Source organism: Nonomuraea sp. GTA35 (genome assembly GCF_041950525.1).
In the GTDB taxonomy this organism is placed as follows: domain Bacteria; phylum Actinomycetota; class Actinomycetes; order Streptosporangiales; family Streptosporangiaceae; genus Nonomuraea.
In genome coordinates this window covers 21,780-44,153 of the sequence record NZ_JBGNUV010000003.1, presented here as the reverse complement: position 1 = coordinate 44,153, position 22,374 = coordinate 21,780, and the positions used below count along the sequence as shown (strand labels likewise).

16 protein-coding genes are annotated in these 22,374 nt (G+C 73.3%); 4 read left to right on the top strand and 12 right to left on the bottom strand.

Annotation, left to right across the window (positions count from 1 at the left end):
* Positions 1 to 226 precede the first annotated feature (226 nt).
* The 4 genes from ACBJ32_RS13440 to ACBJ32_RS13425 form a co-directional block, all read right to left on the bottom strand.
* Positions 227 to 4,264: a S8 family serine peptidase gene (locus tag ACBJ32_RS13440; protein WP_375126987.1), complete on the bottom strand. Its 4,038-nt coding sequence runs from the start codon at positions 4,262 to 4,264 to the stop codon at positions 227 to 229.
* Positions 4,265 to 4,289: 25 nt separating this feature from the next.
* Positions 4,290 to 4,433, bottom strand: a complete 144-nt coding sequence (locus tag ACBJ32_RS13435) for a hypothetical protein (RefSeq protein WP_357892117.1) — start codon at positions 4,431 to 4,433, stop codon at positions 4,290 to 4,292.
* Positions 4,434 to 4,507: 74 nt separating this feature from the next.
* Positions 4,508 to 7,357 (bottom strand): AAA family ATPase, encoded by a 2,850-nt coding sequence (locus tag ACBJ32_RS13430; RefSeq protein ID WP_375126986.1) that lies wholly within the window; start codon positions 7,355 to 7,357, stop codon positions 4,508 to 4,510.
* 93 nt (positions 7,358 to 7,450) lie between these two features.
* Positions 7,451 to 8,725, bottom strand: coding sequence for an ABC transporter substrate-binding protein (locus tag ACBJ32_RS13425; RefSeq protein ID WP_375126985.1), 1,275 nt, complete (start codon positions 8,723 to 8,725; stop codon positions 7,451 to 7,453).
* A gap of 136 nt (positions 8,726 to 8,861) precedes the next feature.
* On the opposite strand from ACBJ32_RS13425, the gene ACBJ32_RS13420 reads away from it, so the two are divergent.
* Complete coding sequence (locus ACBJ32_RS13420; RefSeq protein ID WP_375127748.1) at positions 8,862 to 9,290, top strand: nitroreductase family deazaflavin-dependent oxidoreductase; 429 nt, start codon at positions 8,862 to 8,864, stop codon at positions 9,288 to 9,290.
* 47 nt (positions 9,291 to 9,337) lie between these two features.
* Here the strand turns inward: ACBJ32_RS13420 and ACBJ32_RS13415 are convergent, their stop codons facing one another.
* The 8 genes from ACBJ32_RS13415 to ACBJ32_RS13380 all read right to left on the bottom strand — a co-directional run bounded on the left by ACBJ32_RS13415 (position 9,338) and on the right by ACBJ32_RS13380 (position 16,310).
* Complete coding sequence (locus ACBJ32_RS13415) at positions 9,338 to 9,613, bottom strand: YciI family protein (protein WP_375126984.1); 276 nt, start codon at positions 9,611 to 9,613, stop codon at positions 9,338 to 9,340.
* Position 9,614: 1 nt separating this feature from the next.
* Complete coding sequence (locus tag ACBJ32_RS13410) at positions 9,615 to 10,517, bottom strand: amidohydrolase family protein (protein ID WP_375126983.1); 903 nt, start codon at positions 10,515 to 10,517, stop codon at positions 9,615 to 9,617.
* Between the two features lie 5 nt (positions 10,518 to 10,522).
* Positions 10,523 to 11,638 (bottom strand): VWA domain-containing protein, encoded by a 1,116-nt coding sequence (locus ACBJ32_RS13405; protein WP_375126982.1) that lies wholly within the window; start codon positions 11,636 to 11,638, stop codon positions 10,523 to 10,525.
* Complete coding sequence (locus ACBJ32_RS13400) at positions 11,631 to 12,488, bottom strand: AAA family ATPase (protein WP_375126981.1); 858 nt, start codon at positions 12,486 to 12,488, stop codon at positions 11,631 to 11,633. The genes ACBJ32_RS13405 and ACBJ32_RS13400 overlap by 8 nt, the downstream gene beginning before the upstream one ends.
* Positions 12,478 to 13,494 carry a xanthine dehydrogenase family protein molybdopterin-binding subunit gene (locus ACBJ32_RS13395; RefSeq protein ID WP_375126980.1) on the bottom strand — a complete coding sequence of 339 codons (1,017 nt, stop codon included), beginning with the start codon at positions 13,492 to 13,494 and terminating at the stop codon, positions 12,478 to 12,480. The genes ACBJ32_RS13400 and ACBJ32_RS13395 overlap by 11 nt, the downstream gene beginning before the upstream one ends.
* 3 nt (positions 13,495 to 13,497) lie before the next feature.
* On the bottom strand, positions 13,498 to 14,877 hold the full coding sequence (locus tag ACBJ32_RS13390; RefSeq protein WP_375126979.1) for a xanthine dehydrogenase family protein molybdopterin-binding subunit: 1,380 nt from the start codon (positions 14,875 to 14,877) through the stop codon (positions 13,498 to 13,500).
* Complete coding sequence (locus tag ACBJ32_RS13385; protein ID WP_375126978.1) at positions 14,877 to 15,434, bottom strand: (2Fe-2S)-binding protein; 558 nt, start codon at positions 15,432 to 15,434, stop codon at positions 14,877 to 14,879. Before ACBJ32_RS13385 ends, ACBJ32_RS13390 begins: the two co-directional genes overlap by 1 nt.
* Positions 15,435 to 15,512: 78 nt before the next feature.
* Positions 15,513 to 16,310 (bottom strand): FAD binding domain-containing protein, encoded by a 798-nt coding sequence (locus ACBJ32_RS13380; protein ID WP_375126977.1) that lies wholly within the window; start codon positions 16,308 to 16,310, stop codon positions 15,513 to 15,515.
* Between the two features lie 75 nt (positions 16,311 to 16,385).
* Between ACBJ32_RS13380 and ACBJ32_RS13375 the strand changes: the two genes are divergently transcribed.
* The 3 genes from ACBJ32_RS13375 (at position 16,386) to ACBJ32_RS13365 (ending at position 22,364) form a co-directional block, all read left to right on the top strand.
* Positions 16,386 to 17,072 carry a GntR family transcriptional regulator gene (locus ACBJ32_RS13375; RefSeq protein WP_375126976.1) on the top strand — a complete coding sequence of 229 codons (687 nt, stop codon included), beginning with the start codon at positions 16,386 to 16,388 and terminating at the stop codon, positions 17,070 to 17,072.
* 193 nt (positions 17,073 to 17,265) lie between these two features.
* Positions 17,266 to 21,096, top strand: a complete 3,831-nt coding sequence (locus tag ACBJ32_RS13370; protein ID WP_375126975.1) for a Pls/PosA family non-ribosomal peptide synthetase — start codon at positions 17,266 to 17,268, stop codon at positions 21,094 to 21,096.
* Positions 21,093 to 22,364: a M1 family metallopeptidase gene (locus tag ACBJ32_RS13365; protein WP_375127747.1), complete on the top strand. Its 1,272-nt coding sequence runs from the start codon at positions 21,093 to 21,095 to the stop codon at positions 22,362 to 22,364. The genes ACBJ32_RS13370 and ACBJ32_RS13365 overlap by 4 nt, the downstream gene beginning before the upstream one ends.
* Positions 22,365 to 22,374: the final 10 nt, after the last annotated feature.

Here is a 22,374-nt window from a genome sequence, read left to right as displayed (position 1 = left end):
CATCACCGCGCACCCTCTCGTAAGCAATGCCGTCGCAGGCCGTGCCCGTCGCCGATGGGCGTTGCGAGGGCCCGGACCTCATCGGTGAGCGGTCGGACAGATGCCCGTCATGGTTCAGGGGCTACTGCGTGTCCCGGGGCGGCACTTCTGTGGCCGCTCCGCACGCGCGGCACCGCGGCCGTCCGGGTGGGCGGCCGCGGTGGGAGCGCTCAGGGGCGTGAGCCCGTCAGCGGAGGTTGAACGCGCGTAGCGTGGTCTGCTTGACGCGGTTGCCGGCCGCGTCCCACGCTTCAGCCTTCAGGCTGACCGCGCCCTTGGTGGCGCGGTAGTGCGGATACTCGGCGGTGGCGGTGTAGATGCCGTCCCGGCCTCGCCTGAGGTCGGCCTGCTGCCAGGTGGCGCCGTCGTCGGTGCTCGTCCAGAGCCGTACGCCCGCGATCGCCGGCATCTTCCCGGCCGAGGGCCCGTGGTAGGCCTCGATCTGGAAGGTGTGCCGGCGGCCGGCCGCCACCGTGTTGTCGATCGACAGGGTGCCGCCGAGGTCGTGGCTGACGTACACCGCGGGTACGGTGCGGCACTGCTCGACCGGCCCGTCGATCCACCAGGCGTAGCAGTTGACGCCCGGCCGCACCTGCTCCTTGCCCGGCGGGGCGGTGAACGTCCACTCCAGATCCTGGAGGTCGTTCTTCGCCGTCAGCCGGTAGGTGGCCGCCCCCTCGGGCAGCGGGTAGCGCGGCAGCGTCGCGAACGGCTCGACGGGCGCGTTCGGGAGTTCCTTGCCGTCGCGGTACAGGTGGAGCTCGTACCGGGGCTGGATGTCGCCGAACACCACGCCGTCGTCGCGCCGCTCCCCGACCCCGCTGACCATCGACGGAGTCACCCAGAGGTTGCCGTCGTGCACGCAGATCGCGCAGGGGATCCCGAGGTAGAGCTGCTCCAGCGGCTTGGCGTCCGGGTCACCGAGCCTGTACACCTTGTCGCTCGCGGTGGCGGCGCCCGGCGTGCTCGGCGTGGCGAACCACTGCTGGGCCGTGCGCCCCGGCCGGTCGAAGACGTCGGTGCGGTAGCGGGTCTCCTCCACCTCCTCGGCCGGGTCCGCCGTGACCAGCGCTGACATGCCCGCCTGGCTCACGAGCCGGGAGTCGAGCGGCCACACCCACTGGGACCTGCGGTTCGGCAGCGGGTAGGACCAGTGCAGCGCGTTCGTGCTGGTCGAGGTGTAGGAGACATCGTCGGTCCGCCACGTGCTGCGCCAGTTCATGTACCTGGTGTACGGCCCGGCGTGCACCTCCAGGTCGACGCGGTGGAGCTGGCGCTCGGTGACCCTGTAGTGCATGGAGTCGGGGACCCGCCCGTCCGCGTACGGTTTGAACACGTAGGAGTACGGCGTGTTCGGCGTGCCCTCGACCCGGATGGTGACCGGCGCGCGCCCGGCCGCCTCGCGCACCTTCATGCCCTCGGCGTGCGAGATGTACGCGACGGGGATGCCGACGGGCAGCAGCGGGCCGCTGAACGGCTTCTGCGTGATGGCCAGCGGGATCGGGCAGACGGCCTGCCGGTCGTTGAAGGCCAGGATGCCGGCGGCACCGGCGTCCCTGATCGGTCCCACGCGCTCGACCTGCAGCCCGCACGCCGTCCCGAACACCCCCTGCGCGGGTTCCGCGTCGATCAGGACGAGCGCCCCGCGCAGGTCCTTGCCCGCGAGATCCTCGGGAAGCCCCTTGCCGCCGTCGACCACCCGCAGGTCCTTGGTGCCCTCGAAGGGGACGTGGCCGGCATGGAGCTCCACCCGGTCGATGAGGTGCACCCGGGAGACGGGGTGCAGGGTCGTGCGCCGCGGCGTACGCATGGTCATCGTGACCTCGGGCACGCCGAGCTCCCACTGGCCGGTGAGGCGGAAGGCGCCCTTGGTGACCTTCTCGGTGGGCAGCGCCCACACCTTCTCCCACGCCCCGATGGGGCTGCCGTTCAGGAGGGTGCCGCCGAACACCTGGCCGTCCGGCAGGGTGCGCTGGAAGAACAGGTCGTAGTAGTTGTTCAGCGGCTGCGCGGTCTTCGGGGCGGTGAAGCGGATCTCGGTGGCCTTGCGGGTGTCGAGGACCAGCTCGGTGTCACCGGTGATCGTGAGCTCCGGCTCGAACAGCCAGCCCCGGTTGGCGCGGTCGTCGCCGTCCACCCAGTCGAGCACCTGCAGCACACTGACGGTGCCCTCGGGAACCCGGGTCACGACCACGCCGTCCTCCTGCACGTGGTACGGGCCGAGCTCTCCCTTGGCGCCCTCGACGTCCACGACGCTCATGGCCGTCGGGGTGCGCGGCTTGCCGTCCCGGTCGAGGGTGCGGATGGTCAGGTCGTACTTGGTGACGTCGCGCACCGCGCCCACCGGCGTGGTGAGCCGGACGCCGTCGGCCTCGGCCGTCACCGATCCGCTGTAGGTGCCCAGGGGGAGCCCGGCCGGGTCGAGGGTGACGGTGGTGCCGGCCGTCCCGCCGGCGGGGACCGTCAGCGTCGCGTCGGCGACCGCCACCTTGGCGCCGCCGCTCATCGCCGCCTTCAGGGCGAGCGTGACGGGCTGGTCGCCCAGGTTGACGTACGAGACCTGGCCGGTCCTCGGCGTGCCGGACTCGTCGAGCAGGCCGAAGTCCACCCGGCCGCCGGTCGGGCCGCCGGCGGCGAAGACCCGCTGCCGGGTCGCCCGCTCCAGGTCGACCCGCCCCGCGCCCTGCTCGTAGACGGTGAACCCGTCGTCCTTCGCGGTCGACATCAGCGCGGCCTTGAGCTGCTGGGCCGTCCAGTCCGGGTGCTGCTGCGCCATGATGGCGACGGCGCCCGCCACGTGGGGCGTGGCCATGGACGTGCCGGAAGCGCCGGTGTAGTGCTCGTTCACCGGGGCGCCCATGCTGGTGCCGGCCGACCGCGCGGCCACGATGTCCACGCCCGGTGCCGCGATGTCCGGCTTGAGCGCGCCGTCGTCCACGCGCGGGCCCCGGCTGGAGAACCCGGCGAGCTGGTCGTTCTTGTCCACCGCTGCCACGGTCAGCGCCGCTTCCGCGGCGCCCGGCGCGCTGATGCTCTCCTTGTTGTGGAGGTTCCCGGCGGCGATGACGAACAGCGTGCCGGTCTCGGCGGTCAGATCGTTGACGGCCTGGCTGAGCGGGTCGGTGCCGTCGCTGGGGACGCTGCTGCCGAGACTCATGCTGACAGTCTTGGATCCGCTGCGGGCGGCCCACTCCATGCCCTCGATGATCCACGACTCCATGCCCGAGCCCGCGTCGTCGAGGACCTTGCCCACGACCAGCTGCGCGCCGGGGGCGACGCCCTTGTGCTTCCCGCCGGAGGCGGCGCCGCTGCCGGCGATGGTCGAGGCGACGTGGGTGCCGTGCCCGTGCCCGTCCTGGACGGGCTGGTCCGGGACGAACGACTTGCTGTCGGCGACCTTGCCGGACAGGTCGGGATGGCCGAGATCCGCGCCCGTGTCGAGGACGGCGACCTTCACCCCGGTCCCGTCGTAGCCGCTCTCCCATGCCGCGGGCGCGCCGATCATCGGCACGCTCACGTCCAGGTCGGCCTTGACCTTGGCGTCCAGCCAGATCTTGGCGATGCCGGAGCCCAGGGCGCCCGGCGTCCTGGCCAGACCCTGCCCGGCGGCCTGCTCGGCGCGTACGGCCTCCCAGAACGTGCCCGCCTCGGCCTTGGCGATGTCGAGGGCCGAGGCGTCGATGCTCTCCAGCGTCCGGGTGGGGTCGCCGGCGGGGACGTTCGCGGCCGAGCGCCTGAGCGACGCCTCGGGCTGTCCTTCGGGGTACTGGACGATGACCGGCAGCTTCTTGGTCGCGTCGTCGGCGTAGCCGTTCTCGGCCAGGTACTTGACGTCGAACAGCCGCTTGTCCAGCAGCCCCGCCTGCACGGCGGCGACCGCGTCGTCCGGCAGCACGAAGACGCCGTCCGGGGTGAACTGGGTGAACAGGTTGATCCGGCCACCGCCCTGGCGGGTGCCGGGGGCCGGCTCGACCCGGTACTTGCCCGTGGCGGCCCGGGTGAGCTGGACCTTGTCACCGGTGATCAGCGTGACGACGACCTTCGCGGCGCGCACGCCGCTCAGGGGCACAGCCTGCTCCGCGGGGGAGGCGGCGGTGGGGGCGGGGGTGGCCGGCGGGGCGGAGGTCGCGGACGCGGGAACGGCTGCCAGTCCGGTGGCGAGCATCGTGACGGCGGTCAGCAGCACGCCTGCGCGGCGTGCTAACGGGGGGCGGGGCAGAGCCATGGTGGCCTTTCTGAAGGGGAGGGGGTTACACGGGCTCGAAGCCGTCAGGAGGCCTGGGCGGTGCCGGGGCGTCCTGATCGAGGGCGCCGGCCGGTTCGGGGACGCCCCGTCCGGCCGGGTCGGGGCCGTCCAGGTCCTGCGGACCAGGCTCTGGCGGAATTTCGGACATGCCGGAAGTGTGGCGGTCGCCGCGTGGGGTGGGGTATGGGGTGCCCTATGGGGAAAAATCCCCATTCTGGGTATTCAGGTGCCGGGGAGGAGGCGGGCGAGCTCCGTCCGCGATCGTGCGCCCACCTTGCGCATGGCCGCGCTCACGTGCTTGTCCACCGTCTTCGGCGACAGGAACAGCCGCCTGGCGATCTCCTGGTTGGTCAGCCCCTCCGCCGCCAGCCTGGCCACCTGCTCCTGGCGGGCCGACAGCGCGTGATCGCCTCCGGGCTGCGCGGGCCCGTGCTGCGCCGGCGCGGGCGGGCGGATCCCCCACCTGCGCCCCAGTCCGGTCGCGCGATCCAGGTCCGAGCGCGCGCCGAGGTCCGCGTAGAGCGTGACCGCCTGGCGGAGCCGCCCGGCGGCGCCCGGCTCGTCGAAGGCGAACAGGCAGGCCGCCGCGTGCTCGTGCGCCTGCGCGGCCTCGTACAGGGCCGGGATCCGCTCGAACGCGTCCGCGGCCGCGGCGAAGCCGGCCCCGGCCTCCGCCCAGCGGCCCTCCGCCTCGGCCAGCAGGCCGCGGGCGTGCCCGAGGACCGGCCCGGCCAGCGGCGCGTCGAGCCCGGCCAGCCGGGAGGCGTGCTGCTCGACCACGTCCACGGCGTCGGCGAACCGCCCCGCCGCCAGCAGCGCCTCCGTCAGCGCGGGCAGCACCCGCACCGCCACCGGCCACAGGCCGCTCGCCTCCCAGTGGACGGCGGCCTCGGCGGCCGTCGCGATCGCCGGCTCCGGCGCGCCCCGCGCGGTGGCCAGCCTGAGCAGCATGGCGACCGGCAGGACGAGATCGTCGAAATGCCCGCGCGTCCGGGCCGTGTCGATCACGTCGAGCAGGAGTGGCAGCCCGACCTCCCGGCGGCCCTGGACCGCGTCCAGGCAGAGGGTCACGATGTCCAGGAGGACGCGCTCCCCGGGTTCGTCCCCGAAGTCGTCCAGCAGCTTCTCCAGCCGCGCCGCCAGCCCTTCCCACGCGCCGTCCAGATAGTCGGCGACGGCCAGGTTCACCAGGCCACGAAGCTCCAACCGGCCGCGCAGGTCGGGCTCGGCCCCCTCCTCGATCGCGGCGACCAGCAGGCGGCGGCCCTCGCGGTGGTGGCCGCTGAACACGGCCCCGCCCCCGATGGAGCGGTAGGCGTTGACCTCGCGGCGCAGCAGCCTGCGGCCGGCGGTCTCCCGCCGCAGGTCGTCCGTCAGCCCGGCCCAGCGCGGATCGCCCACCTCCACGAGGATCATCGCTACCTTGCCGAGCACCAGCATCCGCATGGCGGGATCGTCGACGGCGGGCAGGGTCGCCAGAGCCTTCTGCAGCCAGACCTTCCGCTCGCCGACCGGCCGTCCGCCGGTCGGATGGCCCACGCCGACCATGGCCCAGGCGGCCAGCCCCGGCTGGCTCTCAAGATCCTCGGCGGCCTGCGCGAAAGCGTCCGGGACGCCGGCGTTGTCGGTCCGGGTGCGCTCCAGGTGCAGGGCGTGCAGCAGCCGGAGGTTGCCGCGCAGCGGGCGGGGAACGTCCTGCTCCAGCGCCCTGATGATCAGGGGCACGACGGGCGGCGGGCGCAGCAGCTCCAGGGCGGCCCAGCCGAGCTTCACCGTCAGCTCCGCCCGCCGTCCGGCCGGCAGGTCGGCGTTGTTCAGCACGTCCTCCAGCAGGCGCCCGGCCTCGGCGTCGTCGCCCAGCCGCGACGCCTGCTCGGCCGCCGCGACCGCGGTCTCCAGCCACGACCCGGTACGGCCCGCGTGACGCAGGTGGTGCGCCAGCCGCCCCAGCGGCACCGGGCGCAGCCTGCGGACGGTGTCGGCGGCGGCGGCGTGCAGCGCCTGCCGGCGGCCGAGCGGGATGGCGTCGTGCACCGCCTGCGCCGCCAGGGCGTGCCGGAACCCCACCAGCCCGTCCGCGCCGGTCAGCAGCCCCGAGCCGAGCACCTCGTCCATCGCCTCGACGTCACCGCCGGCGAGCAGGCCGACGGGCACCGGCACGTGCAGCACGGCGGCCCGCTCCGCGACCTCCTTGGCCCCCGGGGAGAGCCTGGCGACCCGCTCCTGCACCGAGGCGCGCACGCCGCTCGGCACGTCGAGCTCGTCGAGCGCCCGCCGCGCCCAGCCGCCCTCCCACCTGATCAGCGTCCCCCGGGTGCGCAGCAGCGCCAGCAGCTCCTGGACGGCGAGCGGCAGGCCCGAGGCCCGGGTGTACAGGTGCTCGGCGAACTCGGCCGTCACCTCGTCGGTCTCGAGGATCGCCGAGGCCATGGCCCGCGTCTGCGCGGCGTCGAGCGGCGGCAGCACCAGGTGCTCGCCGCTGATCGTGTCGGCGGTACGCGCGGTGATCGCGCGCACCGCGGCCGGCGCCTCCTCGCCCCGGTACGTCAGCAGCACGCGGAGCGTGCCGGGCAGCACGGACATCAGATAGGTGAGGAACTCGACCGTCTGCCCGTCCGCCCAGTGCAGGTCCTCGATGACCAGGATGGCGGGGCCGAGCGCGCCCAGCACCTCGGCGAGCCCCCGGAAGACCCGGTGCCGCTCGGCCGCCCGGTCGTCCAGCGGAGGCGGCGCGGCCGGCAGCGCCGCGGCGAGTTCGGGCAGCAGCTCGCGCAGGGCGCCCGCGACCGGTGACAGGTCCGCCTCCGCCAGGTCGGACGCCCGCCCCCGCAGCGCCTCGACGACGGGCCCCAGCGGGAACGGCTCCCTGATCTGCACGCAGGCCCCGCCGAGCACCCGCAGGCCGGCCACCGCCGGCGCGCCGAGCAGCTCGGCCGCCAGACGCGACTTGCCGATGCCGGCCTCACCCTCGACGACCGCCACGGCGGGCGCGGTGGCGACGAGCGAGACGAGCCGTGCGAGCTCCTTCTCCCGCCCTACCAGAACCGGGGAGACCACCCGCCCAGCGTGCATCCGATCATTGTTCTGCACACCTGGGCATCCAGCAAGATCCGTCCTGACCCCGGCGGCGACCGGGGAGAGGCACGCAGGAGACCCTGGGCCTGGTCAGCCTGCGATCAGGGCGTTGGCCTCCGTGATGAACTTGCGGGCCGCGGCGTCCGGGGACATGCGGCCGAACAGCACCTCGTCGGTGTACCGCTTGAGGATGTCCTCCATGGCGCTGGCGCCCTTCGGCGGGGCGGCGGGCGGGTCGGTGAGCTCGCCCTTGATCTCGTCGAGGAAGGCCAGCGTCTTCTTGTCGGCCTCGGGCAGGTTGTCCCGGACCGCTGCCAGCACGTTGGAGTTGGCGGGCAGGCCGCGGTCGCTGAGGATGATCGCGCCCGCCTCCGGGTCGTTGATCATGAAGTCGATGAACTCGGCGGCTTCCGCCGGGTGCGCGGACTTCGCCGCGGCGGTGTAGAACATCGCGGGCTGCAGGAACATGCCGCCCGGGGCGGCCTGCCGTACCTTGGGCATCCGCAGCAGCTCCATCTCCTTGCCGCCCGACGCCTTGTTGATCGCGCCGAGCTCGTTGCTCCACCACATGCCCATGGCGCCGTTGCCGGTGGCGAACAGCGACCGGTCGACGTTCTGGGCGCCGAGGGCGATGCTCCTGGCGGCGTCGGGGGAGCCCTCGGTCTCGATCAGTTTCCGGTGGACGGTCCACCAGGCCTTGATCGTGTCGGCCGAGATGCCGAGCTTGCTGCCGTCGTAGAAGGGCTCGCCTCGCTGAGCGGCGAAGATCTGCAGGAAGGCCGGGTTGAAGGCCTGCTGCGTGCCGTACACCTTGCCGCCGGTCCTCGCCGTGATGCTGGCCGCCAGGCGGATGTACTCCTCCCAGGTCCACGCGGTGTCGTCGGGCAGGCGCTGGCCCGCGCCTTCGATCGCCTTCGGGTCCGCGACCAGGCACCAGGCGTTGACGCCCGTGGGGATCGCGAACTGTTTCCCGCCGATGGCGCCGGTCGCCAGCACCTTGCTGTCGATGCCGGCGGTGTCGACCTCGCCGGACAGGTCGGCGAGAGTGCCGCGCTCGGCGTACTCCCGCAGGCCGCGGATCTCGATCGTGATGACGTCGGGCGCCCTGCCGCCCGCGACGTTCGTGGCCAGCTTCTCGTAGTAGCCGCCGAAGTCGGAGAACTCTCCCACGACGTCGATGTGCGGGTGCTTCGCCTCGAACTTCTTGATCGCTTCTTCGGTTCTCTTCTGCCGCACGTCGCTGCCCCAGTAGGCGAAGCGTAAGGTGACCTCGCTGCCGGCGCTCCCGCCGGCGCAGGCCGAAGTGGCGATCAGTACAGCGGCGGCCAGGCACGCCGCCGTCACCGTCGTCTTGCCGGAGCTCACGGTCCTACCTCCCGCAGGGCTTCAGGACGGCTCTCCGAAGGAGGCCGAACAAGATCGCAAGGCTACCTCCGGCTCCCGCCGCCGCGCAGGCATTCCAGCAGGAATGAGAGCGGCGCGAGGTTTGTTGATCGTGGGCATGGCGGACGACGTGGAGTTCAGCCCCAGCGACTGGGTGCGGGACCAGACGAAGAAGATCCTTGAGACCGGCACCACCGAGGGCATCGAGATCCTCGGATCGCCGGTCGTGCTGCTCACCCTGCGCGGCGCGAAGACCGGCAAGCTGCGCTACACCCCCGTGATGCGGGTCGAGCACGAGGGCAGGTACGCGGTCGTGGCCTCCAAGGGCGGCGCTCCGGAGCACCCCACCTGGTACTACAACATCAAGGCGCACCCCGAGTTCACGCTGCAGGACGGGACCGTCACGAAGGAGTACGTCGCGCGCGAGGCCGAGGGCGCCGAGCGGGCGCAGTGGTGGGAGCGGGCGGTCGCGGCCTACCCGTCCTACGCCGAGTACCAGGAGAAGACCGACAGGCAGATCCCGGTGTTCGTGCTCGACCCCAAGTGACCGGCGGGCCGGCGGCACCCGTGCCGCCGGCCGCCCTTCCCCGAGCCTCAGCCCAGCGAGCCGACCGTCACCCGCCATTCCCGCAGCGTGCGGTCCTTGGTGACCTGGAGTTGCGTGTAGGGGTCCTGGTCGACGAGCGCCCGCGCCGCCGCCTCGTCCTCCGCCCGCAGGATGATCATGCCGCCCGTCAGGTCCGTGTAAGGGCCTGCCGCGACGAGGCTGCCCTGCTCCAGGAGCTTGTTCAGATGCGCGAGATGGTCCTCGCGGCGCTCCGCTCTCAACGGAGTGTCGTGGTAACCGTAGGTCAGAACGAACAGTGCCATGTCAGCCTCCCAGCCCGTATACCCGTCGTGCGTTGCCGGCGAAAATGGCGCGCTGGTCGGCCGGCGACAGGTGTGCCAGCGCGTCCTTCCACGTGCCGACCAGGTGCGGCATGGTGGTCCAGAGCTTCTCGACCGGGAAGTTGCTGCCGAACATGGCCCGGCCGGCGCCGAACCGGCCGATCACCTCACCGGCGACGAAGGAGATGAGGCCGGGATCCACCCGGTGGACGAAGGTGCCCTGCCCGGTGAGCTTGACGACGACGTTCGGCCGCTCGGCCAGCGCGGCCATCCCGGCGCGCCACGACTCGGCGTACTGCGGGCCGATGAGCATGCCCGCGTGCACGAGGACGAAGGTGACGTCGGGGAAGGCCGCCGCCAACGCGACCGCGTCGGGCATCTGCTCGGGAAAGACCTGCAGCTCGAACAGCCAGCCGAGGTCGGCGAGCGCGCCGATGTTCTTGCGGAAGACCGGGTCCCGCATGCGGTCGGGCGCGGTGGCGTACCGGAACTCCGGGCGCTGGTGCCAGTGCAGCTGCTGCCGGACTCCCCGCACCAGCGGTGTGAGCGCGGCCTGGCGTCGCATGACCTCCGGAGCGGCGTCGTCGAACAGGTCGGCCGCCGCGACGACGGCCATCGGCCACCCCGTCTCCTGGTGGACGTCGCGGAGCCAGCGCACCTCGTCCACGACCCGGTCGAGCGGCCAGTTCGTCTGCACGTAGACCGACTCGCCGATGCCCGAGGCCGTGGCCTCGGCGGTGTACTCGCCGATCAGGTAGTCGCGCCTGATCGCCTCGTACGGCCCGAAGATCCGCGGCACCATCGGGCCGGACAGCCAGGGCAGATCCCGGGTCCGCCAGATGTGATGGTGCGAGTCCACGATGTCGCCCGTGTACGCCTCGGACATGACGATCACTCCCTGGCCATGATCTGTACCTGCTCGTACGCCGTTCGCAGGTCAGCTACGCCCGCGATGGTGTCCAGGTCGCCGAGCACGGCCGACATGCCGCGGGTGACCGGCCGGTACGCCGGGTCGCAGGCGAGCGGCGTCCACCACGACAACCGGTGGCCCAGCAGCGACAACCGCCGTACGGCCGCCTGCATGGGCCGGCAGTCGCCGCGCTCCAGGCCGTCCGAGAGCACGATCACCAGGGCGCCGCGCGCCATGGTGACATACCGGGCGTTGCCGAGGAACTCCTGGAGCGAGACGCCGATCCGCGTCCCCGCCTCGGCATCCAGGACGACCTCGCTCAGCGAGCCGACGGCCGTGTCGACCTCCCGCGCCCGCAGCGGCCCGGTGACGCGGGTCAGCCGGGTGCCGAAGGTGAACACCTCGACCCGATCGAGGCAGCCAACCGCGGCGTGGGCGAAGCGCAGGTAGCCGGCGCTGTGCTGCTTCATCGACCCCGACACGTCGATGAGCAGCAGCACCCGGCGCTGCCGCCGCGGCCGGTCCCGCCGCCGCAACGTCACGATCTCGCCGTGGCCGCGCCAGGACTCGCGGTACATCCTGGCGACGTCGATCCACGGGCCTCGGCGGCCGGGCCGGCGGCGGCGTGACCGGACCGTCGGCATCGCGCCGCGCAGCTCCCGCCGCAGCAGCGCGAGCACGGCCCGGTCCTCCTCGCTCGCCGGGCCGAACACCGGGCGCCTCTCGCGCTCCGCGGAGCCGGCCGCGAGGCCCGCCTCCCCGCCGAACGTCGCCGTGAGGGGAGCTTCGTCCCCCTTCCCGCGCGGCGCGGGGACCTCCTCGTCCGGAAGCTCCCGATCGGGAACGGGCCGGGTCCCGGCCTCCCCGAACCAGCGCTCGAACGTGGGGGAGTACACCTCCAGGTCCGCGCGGGACATGGTGAGCGTGCTCGCCCCGATCCAGTAGAGGTGCGTGGCGTCGCGCGGGCCGACGGCCTCGATCGCCTGGAGGAAGACCCGCTGCTTGGACACCGGCACGCGCAGGCCCTGATCGTGCAGGTCCCGCAGGAACCCGTGCACGTGATCGCGGACGCGCGCGACCAGGGACCGCTCAGTCACCGAACACCTCCGCGGCATGGCGGCTGACCAGCGCCAGGTCCTCCTCGTGCTTGACGAGCAGCCCGGCGGACCTGCGCATCGCCTCCGGCCGGCTCGAACCCTCGCCGGCCAGCGCCTGCACGCCGCGGGCCCAGGCGACCGACTCCGCGATCCCCGGCCGCTTCAGCAGCGCCAGCCCGCGGATCCGGTGCACGGCGGCCACGAGGCGGGCCGCGCTCCTGTCGTCCAGGCCGGGCGCCTGCGCCTGGATGATCGCCCGCTCCCGCTCGGCGTCGGGGAAGGGGATCCAGTGGTACAGGCACCGGCGCTTGAGCGCGTCGTGCAGCTCGCGGGTCCGGTTCGAGGTGAGGACGACGAACGGGGCGCTCGCCGCCCTGATGGTGCCGATCTCCGGGATGGTGATCTGGAAGTCGCCGAGGAACTCCAGCAGGAACGCCTCGAACTCGCTGTCCGCACGGTCGATCTCGTCGATCAGCAGCACCGCGCCGGAGACCGCCCGCAGCGCCCTCAGCAGCGGGCGCTGCAGGAGGAACTCCTCCCGGTACAGGTCGCCGGCGCCGCGCCCCTCCACCTCGGCGGCCCGCAGGGACAGCAGCTGCTTCGGGTAGTCCCACTCGTACAGGGCCTGGGAGGCGTCCAGCCCCTCGTAGCACTGCAGGCGGATCAGCTCGCGGCCGAGCACCCGGGACAGGACGTTCGCGATCTCCGTCTTGCCGACCCCCGGCTCGCCTTCCAGCAGCAGCGGAAGCCCGAGCACGCCGGCCAGGTGGACGGCGGTGAGCAGGCCCTCGTCGGCCAGGTAGCCCTCCTCGCCCAGCCGCCGGCCCAGCGCCTCCTGATCAGCCGGCACGGCCGGCCCGCAGCTCGTCGAGTCCGCGCAGCACCTTCTCCGGGGTGAACGGCATGCTCGTCAGCCGCACGCCGACCGCGTCGTACACCGCGTTGGCGATCGCGGGGATCGGCGCGTTGGCCGTCATCTCGCCGATGCCCTTGGCGCCGAACGGCCCGTTGCCGGCCGGCCGTTCGAGGAACACGCTCGTCTGCGCCGGGAGGTCGGCCGGCCCCGGCATCAGGTACTCGACGAAATCGACGGGGCCGTGCTCGCGCGAATGCGGATAGTACGGCTCCGTCGTCTCGAACAGCGCATGCGACAGGCCCATCCAGGCGCCGCCCTCGACCTGCTGCGTCGCGATGGCCGGGTTGAGCGCCCGGCCGACCTCGTAGGTGTTGTAGAGCCGCAGCACCTCGATGACGCCGGTCTCGTCGTCGACCTCGACCTCGGCCACCGTGCACGCGTGCGCCTGGCAGGAGTCGGGGTCCATCTCGCCGGTCTCCGGCACCGGAGTGCTCGGCTCCTTGAGGAAGATGCCCCGGCCGGAGATGGTCCGGCCCTGCCGGAAGTGCGCGGCGAGCGCGACCTCGCTGACGTGGATCTTCTTCTCCGGCGCTCCCTTGAGGCGGACGAAGCCCGTGCCGTCGGTCTCCAGGTCCTCCGCGTCCACCTCCAGCTCGTCGGCGGCGACCTGGAGCAGGACCTCCCTGGCCTCGCGGGCCGCCATGACCACGGCGTTGCCGACGCGGTGGGTGCCGCGGCTGGCGAACGTCCCCATGCAGTGGGGGCCGGTGTCGGTGTCGGCGGTGTCGACGATGATGTTCCCGAGCGGGACGCCGAGCGTCTCCGCCGCGCATTGGGCGACGACGGTCCGCAGCCCCTGGCCGAGATCCACCGAGGAGAGCGTGACCACGAACCCGCCCATGGTGGTGGCGTGGACGAGCGCCTGCGACGGGTCGCCGCCGAGGTTCATCCCGGTCGGGTAGTTGACGGCCGCGTATCCGCGCCCTCGCCGTAACGTCATCGCTCAGCCCTCCTGCCGATCGGTCGACGACATCGCCCGGTACTCCGGTGGAAGGTCGTGCCCCACCAGGCCGGCGGCGCTCTGGATCACCTCGACCAGCGCCGTGCCGGACGCGATCTTGCGATGCGCCTTCATGTCGCCGTCCCGGTAGGCGTTCCTGAGCCGCAACTGGAGCGGGTCCAGGCCCAGCTCCCGGGCGATGCGGTCCATCTGCGACTCCAGCGCGAAGTCGCCGATCGTGACGCCGAACCCGCGCATGGCGCTGGACGGCGTCCGGTTCGTGTAGACGCAGTAGCAGTCGACGTGGACGTTCGGGATCGTGTACGGGCCCGGCATGTGCGCCGCCGCCTTGGTGACGCCGTACGGGGTGTGCCGGGAGTAGGCGCCCGCGTCCACGTGGAGGGTGACCTGGCGGGCGACGATCCGGCCGTCGTCCATGACGCCGTCCCTGATGGAGATGTGCTCGGCCGCGCGGGTGGACGACACCTGCATCTCCTCGGCGCGGCTGTAGACGTACTTGGCGGGCCGGCCGGTGAGCATGGCGGCGATGCAGGCCAGAGGCTCGACGATGACGTCGACCTTGCCGCCGAAGCCGCCTCCGACGGTGCCACCGACGACGCGCAGGCTGGTGGGCGGGACGCCGAGGATGAGCGCGGTGTTGTCCAGGGTGAAGAAGGCGGCCTGGGTGTTGCTGTGGATCCGCAGCCGGCCGTCGCCCTGGGGGACGACGATGCAGCCGGTCGGCTCGGTCGGCGCGTGTTCGATCGGCGAGGAGCTGTAGCGGCCCTCGATGATCCGGTCCGCCTGCGCGAAGCCCCGCTCGACGTCGCCGAAGCGGATCCGGCGGCAGTGGTGTCCCTCGTAGACGAAGTGGTTGGTGCCCGCCTGCTTGATGATCGGCGCGCCCTCGGCCAGCGCCTCCTCGACGTCGAGCACGGCGGGCAGGTCGGTGTAGTCGACCACGACCCTGGCGGCGCCCTCGCGGGCGGCCTCCTCGGTCTCGGCGACCACGGCGACGATCGGCTCGCCGCGGTACAGGACCCGGTCCTCGGCCAGCACCGGCTCGTCGTCGGGACCCACACCGATCAGGCGCAGCACGACGTACCAGTTGTTCGGCACGTCCTCGTGGGTGATGACCCGGAGCACGCCCGGCACTTCGAGGGCGCCGGAGACGTCCACCCGGTCGAGGCGGGCGTGGTGCCGCGTGGACCGGTGGATCTTGACGTGCGTCAGCCCCGGCGGCGTCAGGTCCTCGAAGAAGACCGTGCGGCCGGTGACGTGACCGCGGGCGTCCGAGCGCTGGACCGCGGAACCGATGACGGTGAAGTCGCCCGCCCGCTCGCCCTTGAAGTACGCCTCGTCGATCGGCGTGACGCGGCCCATCAGGCGTCGGCCTTCGCGGGCGCCACCGGGGTGCCGGCCATCGGGGGTGCCGGCGGGCCGCCGGCTTCGGGGGGTGCCGGCGGGGCGCCGCGGCGGCGTTCCGCGGCGGTCAGGACGGCGGCGATGATCGGCTCGTATCCGGTGCAGCGGCAGACGTTCCCGCAGATCGCCTCGGTGACGTCCTGGCGGGTCGGGTCCGGCTTCCGGTCGAGCAGCGCGGTGGCGGACATGATCATCCCGGGGGTGCAGAACCCGCACTGCGTCGCGAAGAGGTCGACGAACGCCTGCTGCACGTCGCTGAGCCGGTCGCCGTCGGCCAGGCCCTCGATCGTCTCCACGCTGGAGCCGTCGACCGTCACGACGGGAACCAGGCACGAGACCACCGGCCGGCCGTCCAGCAGCACCGTGCAGCTGCCGCAGCCCCCTTGCCCGCACCCGCGCTTGGCCCCCATCAGCCCGAACGTCTCGCGCAGGGCGTCCAGCAGTGTGGTCGACGGGCGGGCGATCAGCTCCCGCTCGGTGCCGTTCAGTCTGAGCGTGACGATGGTCGAGGGCATACGCTCCCCTTTCGAGCTCACATCGGGCCCCTTCTCAAGCTCAAAGCCGGCCCCTTCTCAGGCCCATGGCGGCCCCCTTCAGGCCCCGAGCAGGGCACGACGCAGGTGGACGGGGTAGACCCGGGCGCGGTACCAGGCGGAGGCGTAGGCGTCGTCGAACGGCTCGACGACGTCCGCTCCGGCCGCCTCGGCGACGACCTCGGCGGTGAGCGGCGCGCCCAGCAGGACGCGCTCGGCGCCGGCCGCCCGCACCAGGCGGCGCGCGAGAGCGCCGAGGACGAGCCGGACGTCGCCGACCACGCCGTCCTCGACCGTGATCCGGGCCGCCACGGTGACGATGGATCCCGAGTTGAGCCGCCGCCGGCTCGCCTTGTGGAACCGGAACGTGCCGGCCGCCGGGGCCGTGAACCGGACCCGGGTCACCAGCTCGCCCGCGGGCAGGCCCTCCGTGACGATCCGTTCCAGCGGCTCGCGCCGCACGCCGCCCGCGCCGAGCACGTCCAGCTCCGCGTCCAGGGCGAGCAGGGCCGCCGCCAGGTCGCCGTACGGCTGCGGCACGAAGAGGTTGCCGGCCACCGTGGCGAGGCTGCGGACCGGAGGGGAGGCGATCGAGCGCACGCAGGGGGACAGGTAGCTCAGCCGGGCGTCGTCCTCGATGTCGGCGAGCGTGGTGGCCGCGCCCAGGACCACGGTGGCGCCGTCGACGTCGATGCCGCGCAGTCCCGCCCTGCGCAGGCTGACGAGCCGCAGCTCGCCCCCGGCTTCGTCGTTCAGCCGGGTCATCAGGTGGGTGCCGCCGCCCAGGGGGACGGCCCCCGTCCTGAGGCCCGCACGAGCCGCCTCGGCACTCTCCGGCATCTCAACCGATATCAGCATTTACGCTCCAATTATCGATATCGATAATTGGAGAGTAGATGGGATGATCCAAGAGTCAAGGGCACGGGAGGCTTGTTGTCCGAATCCACGGGAGTTCCGCGCTCCGCACGGCCGACCCTGAGCCGGCAGATCCGTGACGGCCTGCTGCAGCGGATCGTCGCGGGCGAACTCGGCGAGGGCGACCGCCTGATCGAGACCAAGATCGCCCTGGAGTTCGGCACCAGCCAGGCCCCGGTCCGGGAGGCGCTGCGGCAACTCGAGGGCCTCGGCCTCATCGAGAGCCAGCCCCGTCACGGCAGCCGGGTGCTGCCCTTCGCCGAGCAGACGATCCGCGAGGCCTACATCCTGCGGGCGGCACTCGAGGAGACCGCGACGCGGCTCGCGATGCTGGCCGGAGCCGTCCCCTTCGACCTGCTGGGGGAGGCCGTCGAGGAGATGCACCGCTGCGCCGGGGACGGCGACGTGCCCGGCATCGGCCTGGCCAGCGCCCGGTTCCACCGGCACGTCGTGCAGGCCGGCGGCAACGGGCTGCTGGCCCGCGCCTGGGAGGCGCTGCAGATCGAGGCGCGCACGGCCATCGCCCTGATGGTCACCATGCCGGAGCTGGCGCGGGTCGCCGAGGAGCACCGCGAGTTGCTGGAGGTCATGCGCGCCGGGGACGTCGAGACGGCCTGCCGTCACGCCCGCGACCACCAGTGGGCTTACGCCGACACGCCGCACGACCCGTACGGGATGCCCAGACGCCAGGACGGGAACGGGTGACGGCGGTCGCGGGTCGCGCGACGGCGGTCGGGGACGAGCGGCGGCGTCGGCGGTCGCGCGACGGGTGAGCGGAATAGGCGCGACCGCGGCAGCCGTTGGGTCTTGGGTGGCGCGATCGCCACGACGGTGGCGGATGATGCGAATGCTGTGTGCCTTCTGAAGGCATCGACCGCCTGACCCCAAGGAGCAGCGTTTGCGTAGCGACTCGGTCGAGGTACGTCCCAAGGCCGCCTCCGCGGTCTTTCCCGCCGGCGTGCTGGCGCCGCCACCCCGCACCCTGGTCGACATCCTCGACGAGACCGCGCGCCTGCACCCGGACGCGCCCGCGCTGGACGACGGCACCGTGTGCCTGAGCTACCGCGCGCTGCGCGCGGAGGTGGACCGGATGGCCGCGGAGCTCGCGGAGGCCGGGATCGGCCGCGGCGCCAGGGTGGGCGTCCGGATCGGGTCGGGGACGGCCGAGTTGTACCTGTCCATCCTCGCCGTGCTCGCCGCCGGCGCCGCGTACGTGCCGGTCGACGCCGACGACCCGGACGAGCGCGCCGGACTGGTCTTCACCGAAGCCGCGGTGGACGCGGTCATCACCGGCAAGGTCACCGTGCACGAGGGCTTCAGGAACGGCGGCGGCCCGCCCGAGCCGGACGACGACGCGTGGATCATCTTCACGTCCGGATCCACCGGCAAGCCGAAGGGCGTCGCGGTGACGCACCGGTCGGCGGCGGCGTTCGTCGACGCCGAGGCGGGGCTGTTCCTGCGGGAGCGTCCGCTGGGCCCCGGCGACCGGGTGCTGGCCGGGCTGTCCGTGGCCTTCGACGCCTCCTGCGAGGAGATGTGGCTGGCCTGGCGGCACGGAGCCTGCCTGGTGCCCGCGCCCAGGGCCCTGGTGCGTACGGGCATGGACCTCGGCCCCTGGCTGGCGGACAGGGGCATCACGGTCGTCTCGACCGTCCCGACGCTGGCCGCGCTCTGGCCGGTCGAGCACCTCGCCGGGATCCGGCTGCTGGTCTTCGGCGGGGAGGCGTGCCCGCCCGAGCTGGCCGAGCGGCTGGCCGTGCCGGAGCGGGAGGTGTGGAACACCTACGGGCCCACCGAGGCGACGGTGGTGGCGTCGGCGGCGCCGCTCACCGGCGGGCAGCCCGTACGCATCGGGCTGCCCCTCGACGGGTGGGACCTGGCCGTGGTCGGCGACTCGGGCGAGCCGGTGGCCATGGGGGAGACCGGCGAGCTGGTCATCGGCGGCGTCGGCCTGGCCCGTTACCTCGACCCGGAGAAGGACGCCGAGAAGTACGCGCCGCTGCCGTCGCTGGGCTGGGCACGCGCCTACCGCAGCGGTGACCTGGTCCGGGCCGACCCCGAGGGCCTGGTGTTCGTCGGCCGGGCCGACGACCAGGTGAAGCTGGGCGGGCGCCGGATCGAGCTGGGCGAGGTGGACGCCGCGTTACAGGCGCTGCCCGGCGTCACCGGCGCGGCCGCCGCCGTACGCACCGCCGGCGGCGGGCATCAGATTCTCGTCGGGTACGTCGTCACCGGCCCCGGCTTCGACGCCGGCGAAGCGCGCGAGCTGCTCGCCGACTCGCTGCCCGCCGCCCTGGTGCCGCGCCTGGCACCGGTCGCCTCGCTCCCGACCAGGACCTCGGGCAAGATCGACCGCGACGCGCTGCCCTGGCCGCTGGCCGGGCAGACGCCGTCCCCCGAGCTGACCCCCGCCGAGGCGCTGCTGGCCGAGCAGTGGACCGCCATCCTGGGGGTGGCGCCGGAAGGGCCCGACGACGACTTCTTCGCCAACGGAGGCACGAGCCTCGCGGCGGCCAGGCTGGTGTCCGTGCTGCGCCCCGACTACCCGGACGTGGCGGTGGGCGACGTGTACGCGCAGCCCACGCTGTCCGGGCTGGCCGGGCTCCTGGTCACCAGGGGCGAGCCCGAGCCCGGCCGGCCACCCGTGACGCCCATGCCGCGCCGGGCCTCGGTGATCCAGGCGCTGCTCATGGTGCCGCTGCTCACCGCCGGCGCCATGCGCTGGGTCGTGCCGCTGGCCGCGCTCGGCAACGTGCTGGCGCCGCCGTGGGCCCCGGCGCTGTCCTGGTGGTGGGTGACGCTGGGCGCGCTGGCGTTCCTGACCCCCATGGGACGGATCGGCCTGTCGGCGGCGCTCGCCCGGCTGCTGCTGCGCGGCGTACGGCCGGGCAGCCACCCGCGCGGTGGCGCCGTCCATCTCAAGCTCTGGTTCGCCGAGCAGTTCGCGGCCAGGCTCGGCGTCCCCGACCTGGCCAGCGCGCCCTGGATGACCTGGTACGCCCGGCTGCTCGGCGCCCAGGTGGGCGCCGACGCCGATCTGCACTCGCCCCCGCCCGTCACGGGGCTGCTCAAGGTGGGCAGGGGCGCGTCGGTCGAGCAGGAGGTGGACCTCAGCGGCCACTGGTACGACGGTGACGTCCTGCACCTCGGCGAGATCCGGATCGGCGCCGGCGCCACCGTCGGCTCCCGCTCGACGCTGCTGCCGGGCGCGAAGATCGGGAAGAACGCGCAGGTGGCGCCCGGATCGGCGGTCGCCGGCGCGGTGCCGTCGGGCGAGCTCTGGGCCGGCGTGCCCGCGTTCCGGCAGGGCAAGTCGCGCAAGCCGGGGGAGCGGGCCGCCCGCTCCGCCTGGGGGACGGCGCTGTACGGCGTGACGGCCTTCGCGCTCAGCCTGCTCCCGGTGGTCGCGGCCGGGGCCGCCCTCGCCGTCCTGGCCTGGTTCGCCGGCGGGACGCGCACGCTCGGCCAGGCGCTCACCGCCGCCCTGGCCGGCGTGCCGCTCGCGACGGTCGCCGGCATGGCCGTCTTCGCCCTGCTCACGCTGGTCAGCGTGCGGCTGCTCGGCCTGGGCCTGCACGCGGGGCAACATCCGGTGCACAGCCGCCAGGCCTGGCAGGCCTGGGCCACCGGGCGGCTGATGGCCTCGGCCCGCGTCTGGCTGTTCCCGCTGTACGCGAGCGTCCTGACCCCGGCGTGGCTGCGGGCGCTCGGCATGAAGGTGGGCCGGGGCGTCGAGCTGTCCACGGTGCTCGCGCTGCCCACGATGACGTCGGTCGGCGACGGCGCCTTCCTGGCCGACGACACGATGGTCGCCCCGTACGAGCTCGACGGCGGCTGGATGCGCATCGCGACGGCGCGGATCGGCAAGCGCGCCTTCCTCGGCAACTCGGGGATGACCGCCCCCGGGCGCAAGGTGCCCAAGGACGGCCTGGTCGGGGTGCTGTCGGCGACGCCGAAGAAGGCCAAGTCCGGCTCGTCGTACGTCGGCATGCCGCCCATGAAGCTGCGCCGCACCGCGGAGGAGGGCGACAGGAACCGCACCTACGACCCGCCCGCGCGGTACAGGGTGGCGCGGGCCGTCGTCGAGGCGTTCCGCGTGGTGCCCGCCATGTGCGCCCTCGCGCTCGCCGTCCTGGCCGCCGCCGCGTTCGCCGCCCTCGCCTCCCGGTACGGCCACGCCGCGGCGACCGCGCTGAGCGGCGTGGTCATGATGGCCGCGGGCGTGGTCGCGGCGGCGGTCGCGACGGCCGCCAAGTGGCTGCTGGTCGGCCGGATCAGGGCCGGCAGCCGGCCGTTGTGGAGCTCGTTCGTGTGGCGCAACGAGCTGGCGGACAACTTCGTCGAGGTGCTGGCGGCGCCCTGGTTCGCGCGGCCGTGGCTGGGAACCGCGCCGCTCAACGTGTGGCTGCGCTCGCTCGGGGCACGCATCGGACATGGGGTCACGTGTGACACGTACTGGCTGCCCGAGGCGGACCTGGTGACCCTGGGCGACGGCGCGTGCGTCAACCGGGGCTGCGTCCTGCAGACACATCTCTTCCACGACCGGGTCATGAGCATGGACACGGTGACGCTCGAGGCCGGCGCGACGCTGGGCCCGCACGGCGTGGTGCTGCCGGCCGCGCTCGTGGGCACCGACACCACGGTCGGCCCGGCCTCCCTGGTCATGCGGGGCGAGAACGTGCCCGGCCGTACCCGCTGGTTCGGCAACCCGATCTCGGCGTGGCGATGACACCGTACTTCCCCGGGCACGGCGACCACCGCTACGGCGTCTCGCACTACGACCTGAGGCTGGCCTACCGGATCCAGGCCAACCGGCTCGACGGCACCGCCCGGCTGACGGTGTCGGCCGCCGAGCCCCTCAGCGCGCTGGACCTGGACTTCGGCAGGCTCCGGGTCGCGGGCGTCACGGTCGACGGCGTGACCGCCCGGTACACGCACGGCGGGGGCAAGCTGCGCGTGACGCCGCCCACGCCGCTGCCGGCGGGGGAGCGGGCCGTCGTCGAGGTGCGCTACTCGGGCAAGCCCGCACCGGTGCCGAGCCCCTGGGGCGGGCTGGGCTGGGAGGAGCTGAGCGACGGCGCGCTCGTCGCCGGCCAGCCGATCGGCGCGCCGTCCTGGTTCCCCTGCAACGACCGGCCGGGGGACAAGGCGTCGTACCGCATCTCCGTGACGACGGCGTCGCCGTACCAGGTGATCGCGAACGGCGTGCTCGTGGACAGGCGGCGCGGCGCCGGGAACACGACGTGGGTCTACGAGCAGGCCGAACCCATGGCGAGCTACCTGGCGAGCGTGCAGATCGGGCGCTACCAGGTCTTCGAGTACGGCGGCTCCCGGCTGGCCTGCCCGCCGCGGCTGGCCGCCCGCGTACGCCACGACTTCGCCCGGCAGGACCAGATGACGGCGCTGTTCGGCGACCTGTTCGGGCCCTATCCGTTCACCGGCTACACCGTCGTGGTGGCCGACGACGACCTGGAGATCCCGGTGGAGGCCCAGGGCATGTCGATCTTCGGCAGGAACCACGTCGACGGCGTGCGCGGCTGCGAGCGGCTGGTCGCGCACGAGCTGGCGCACCAGTGGTTCGGCAACAGCCTCACCGTGGCCTGCTGGAGCGACATCTGGCTGCAGGAGGGCTTCGCGGCCTACGCCGAGTGGCTCTGGTCCGAGGCGTCGGGCGGCCCGCCCGCCGGCGACCACGCCCGCCGGTGGTGGCATCGCCTCAGCCTGCTCCCGCAGGACTTCATCCTGGCCGACCCCGGCGAGCGGACGCTGTTCGACGACCGCGTCTACAAGCGTGGCGCGCTGACCCTGCACGCGTTGCGCGCGGCCATGGGCGACGAGGCGTTCTTCGCCGCCCTGCGCGCCTGGACCGCCGGGCACCGGCACGGGACCGTCACCACCCGGGAGTTCGCCGGGCACGTCCAGCAGCACACCTCGCGACCGGTCGGGCCGCTGCTGTCCGCCTGGCTGCACGACAAGCCGCTGCCCGGCCTGGCCTGACCGCCTGCTT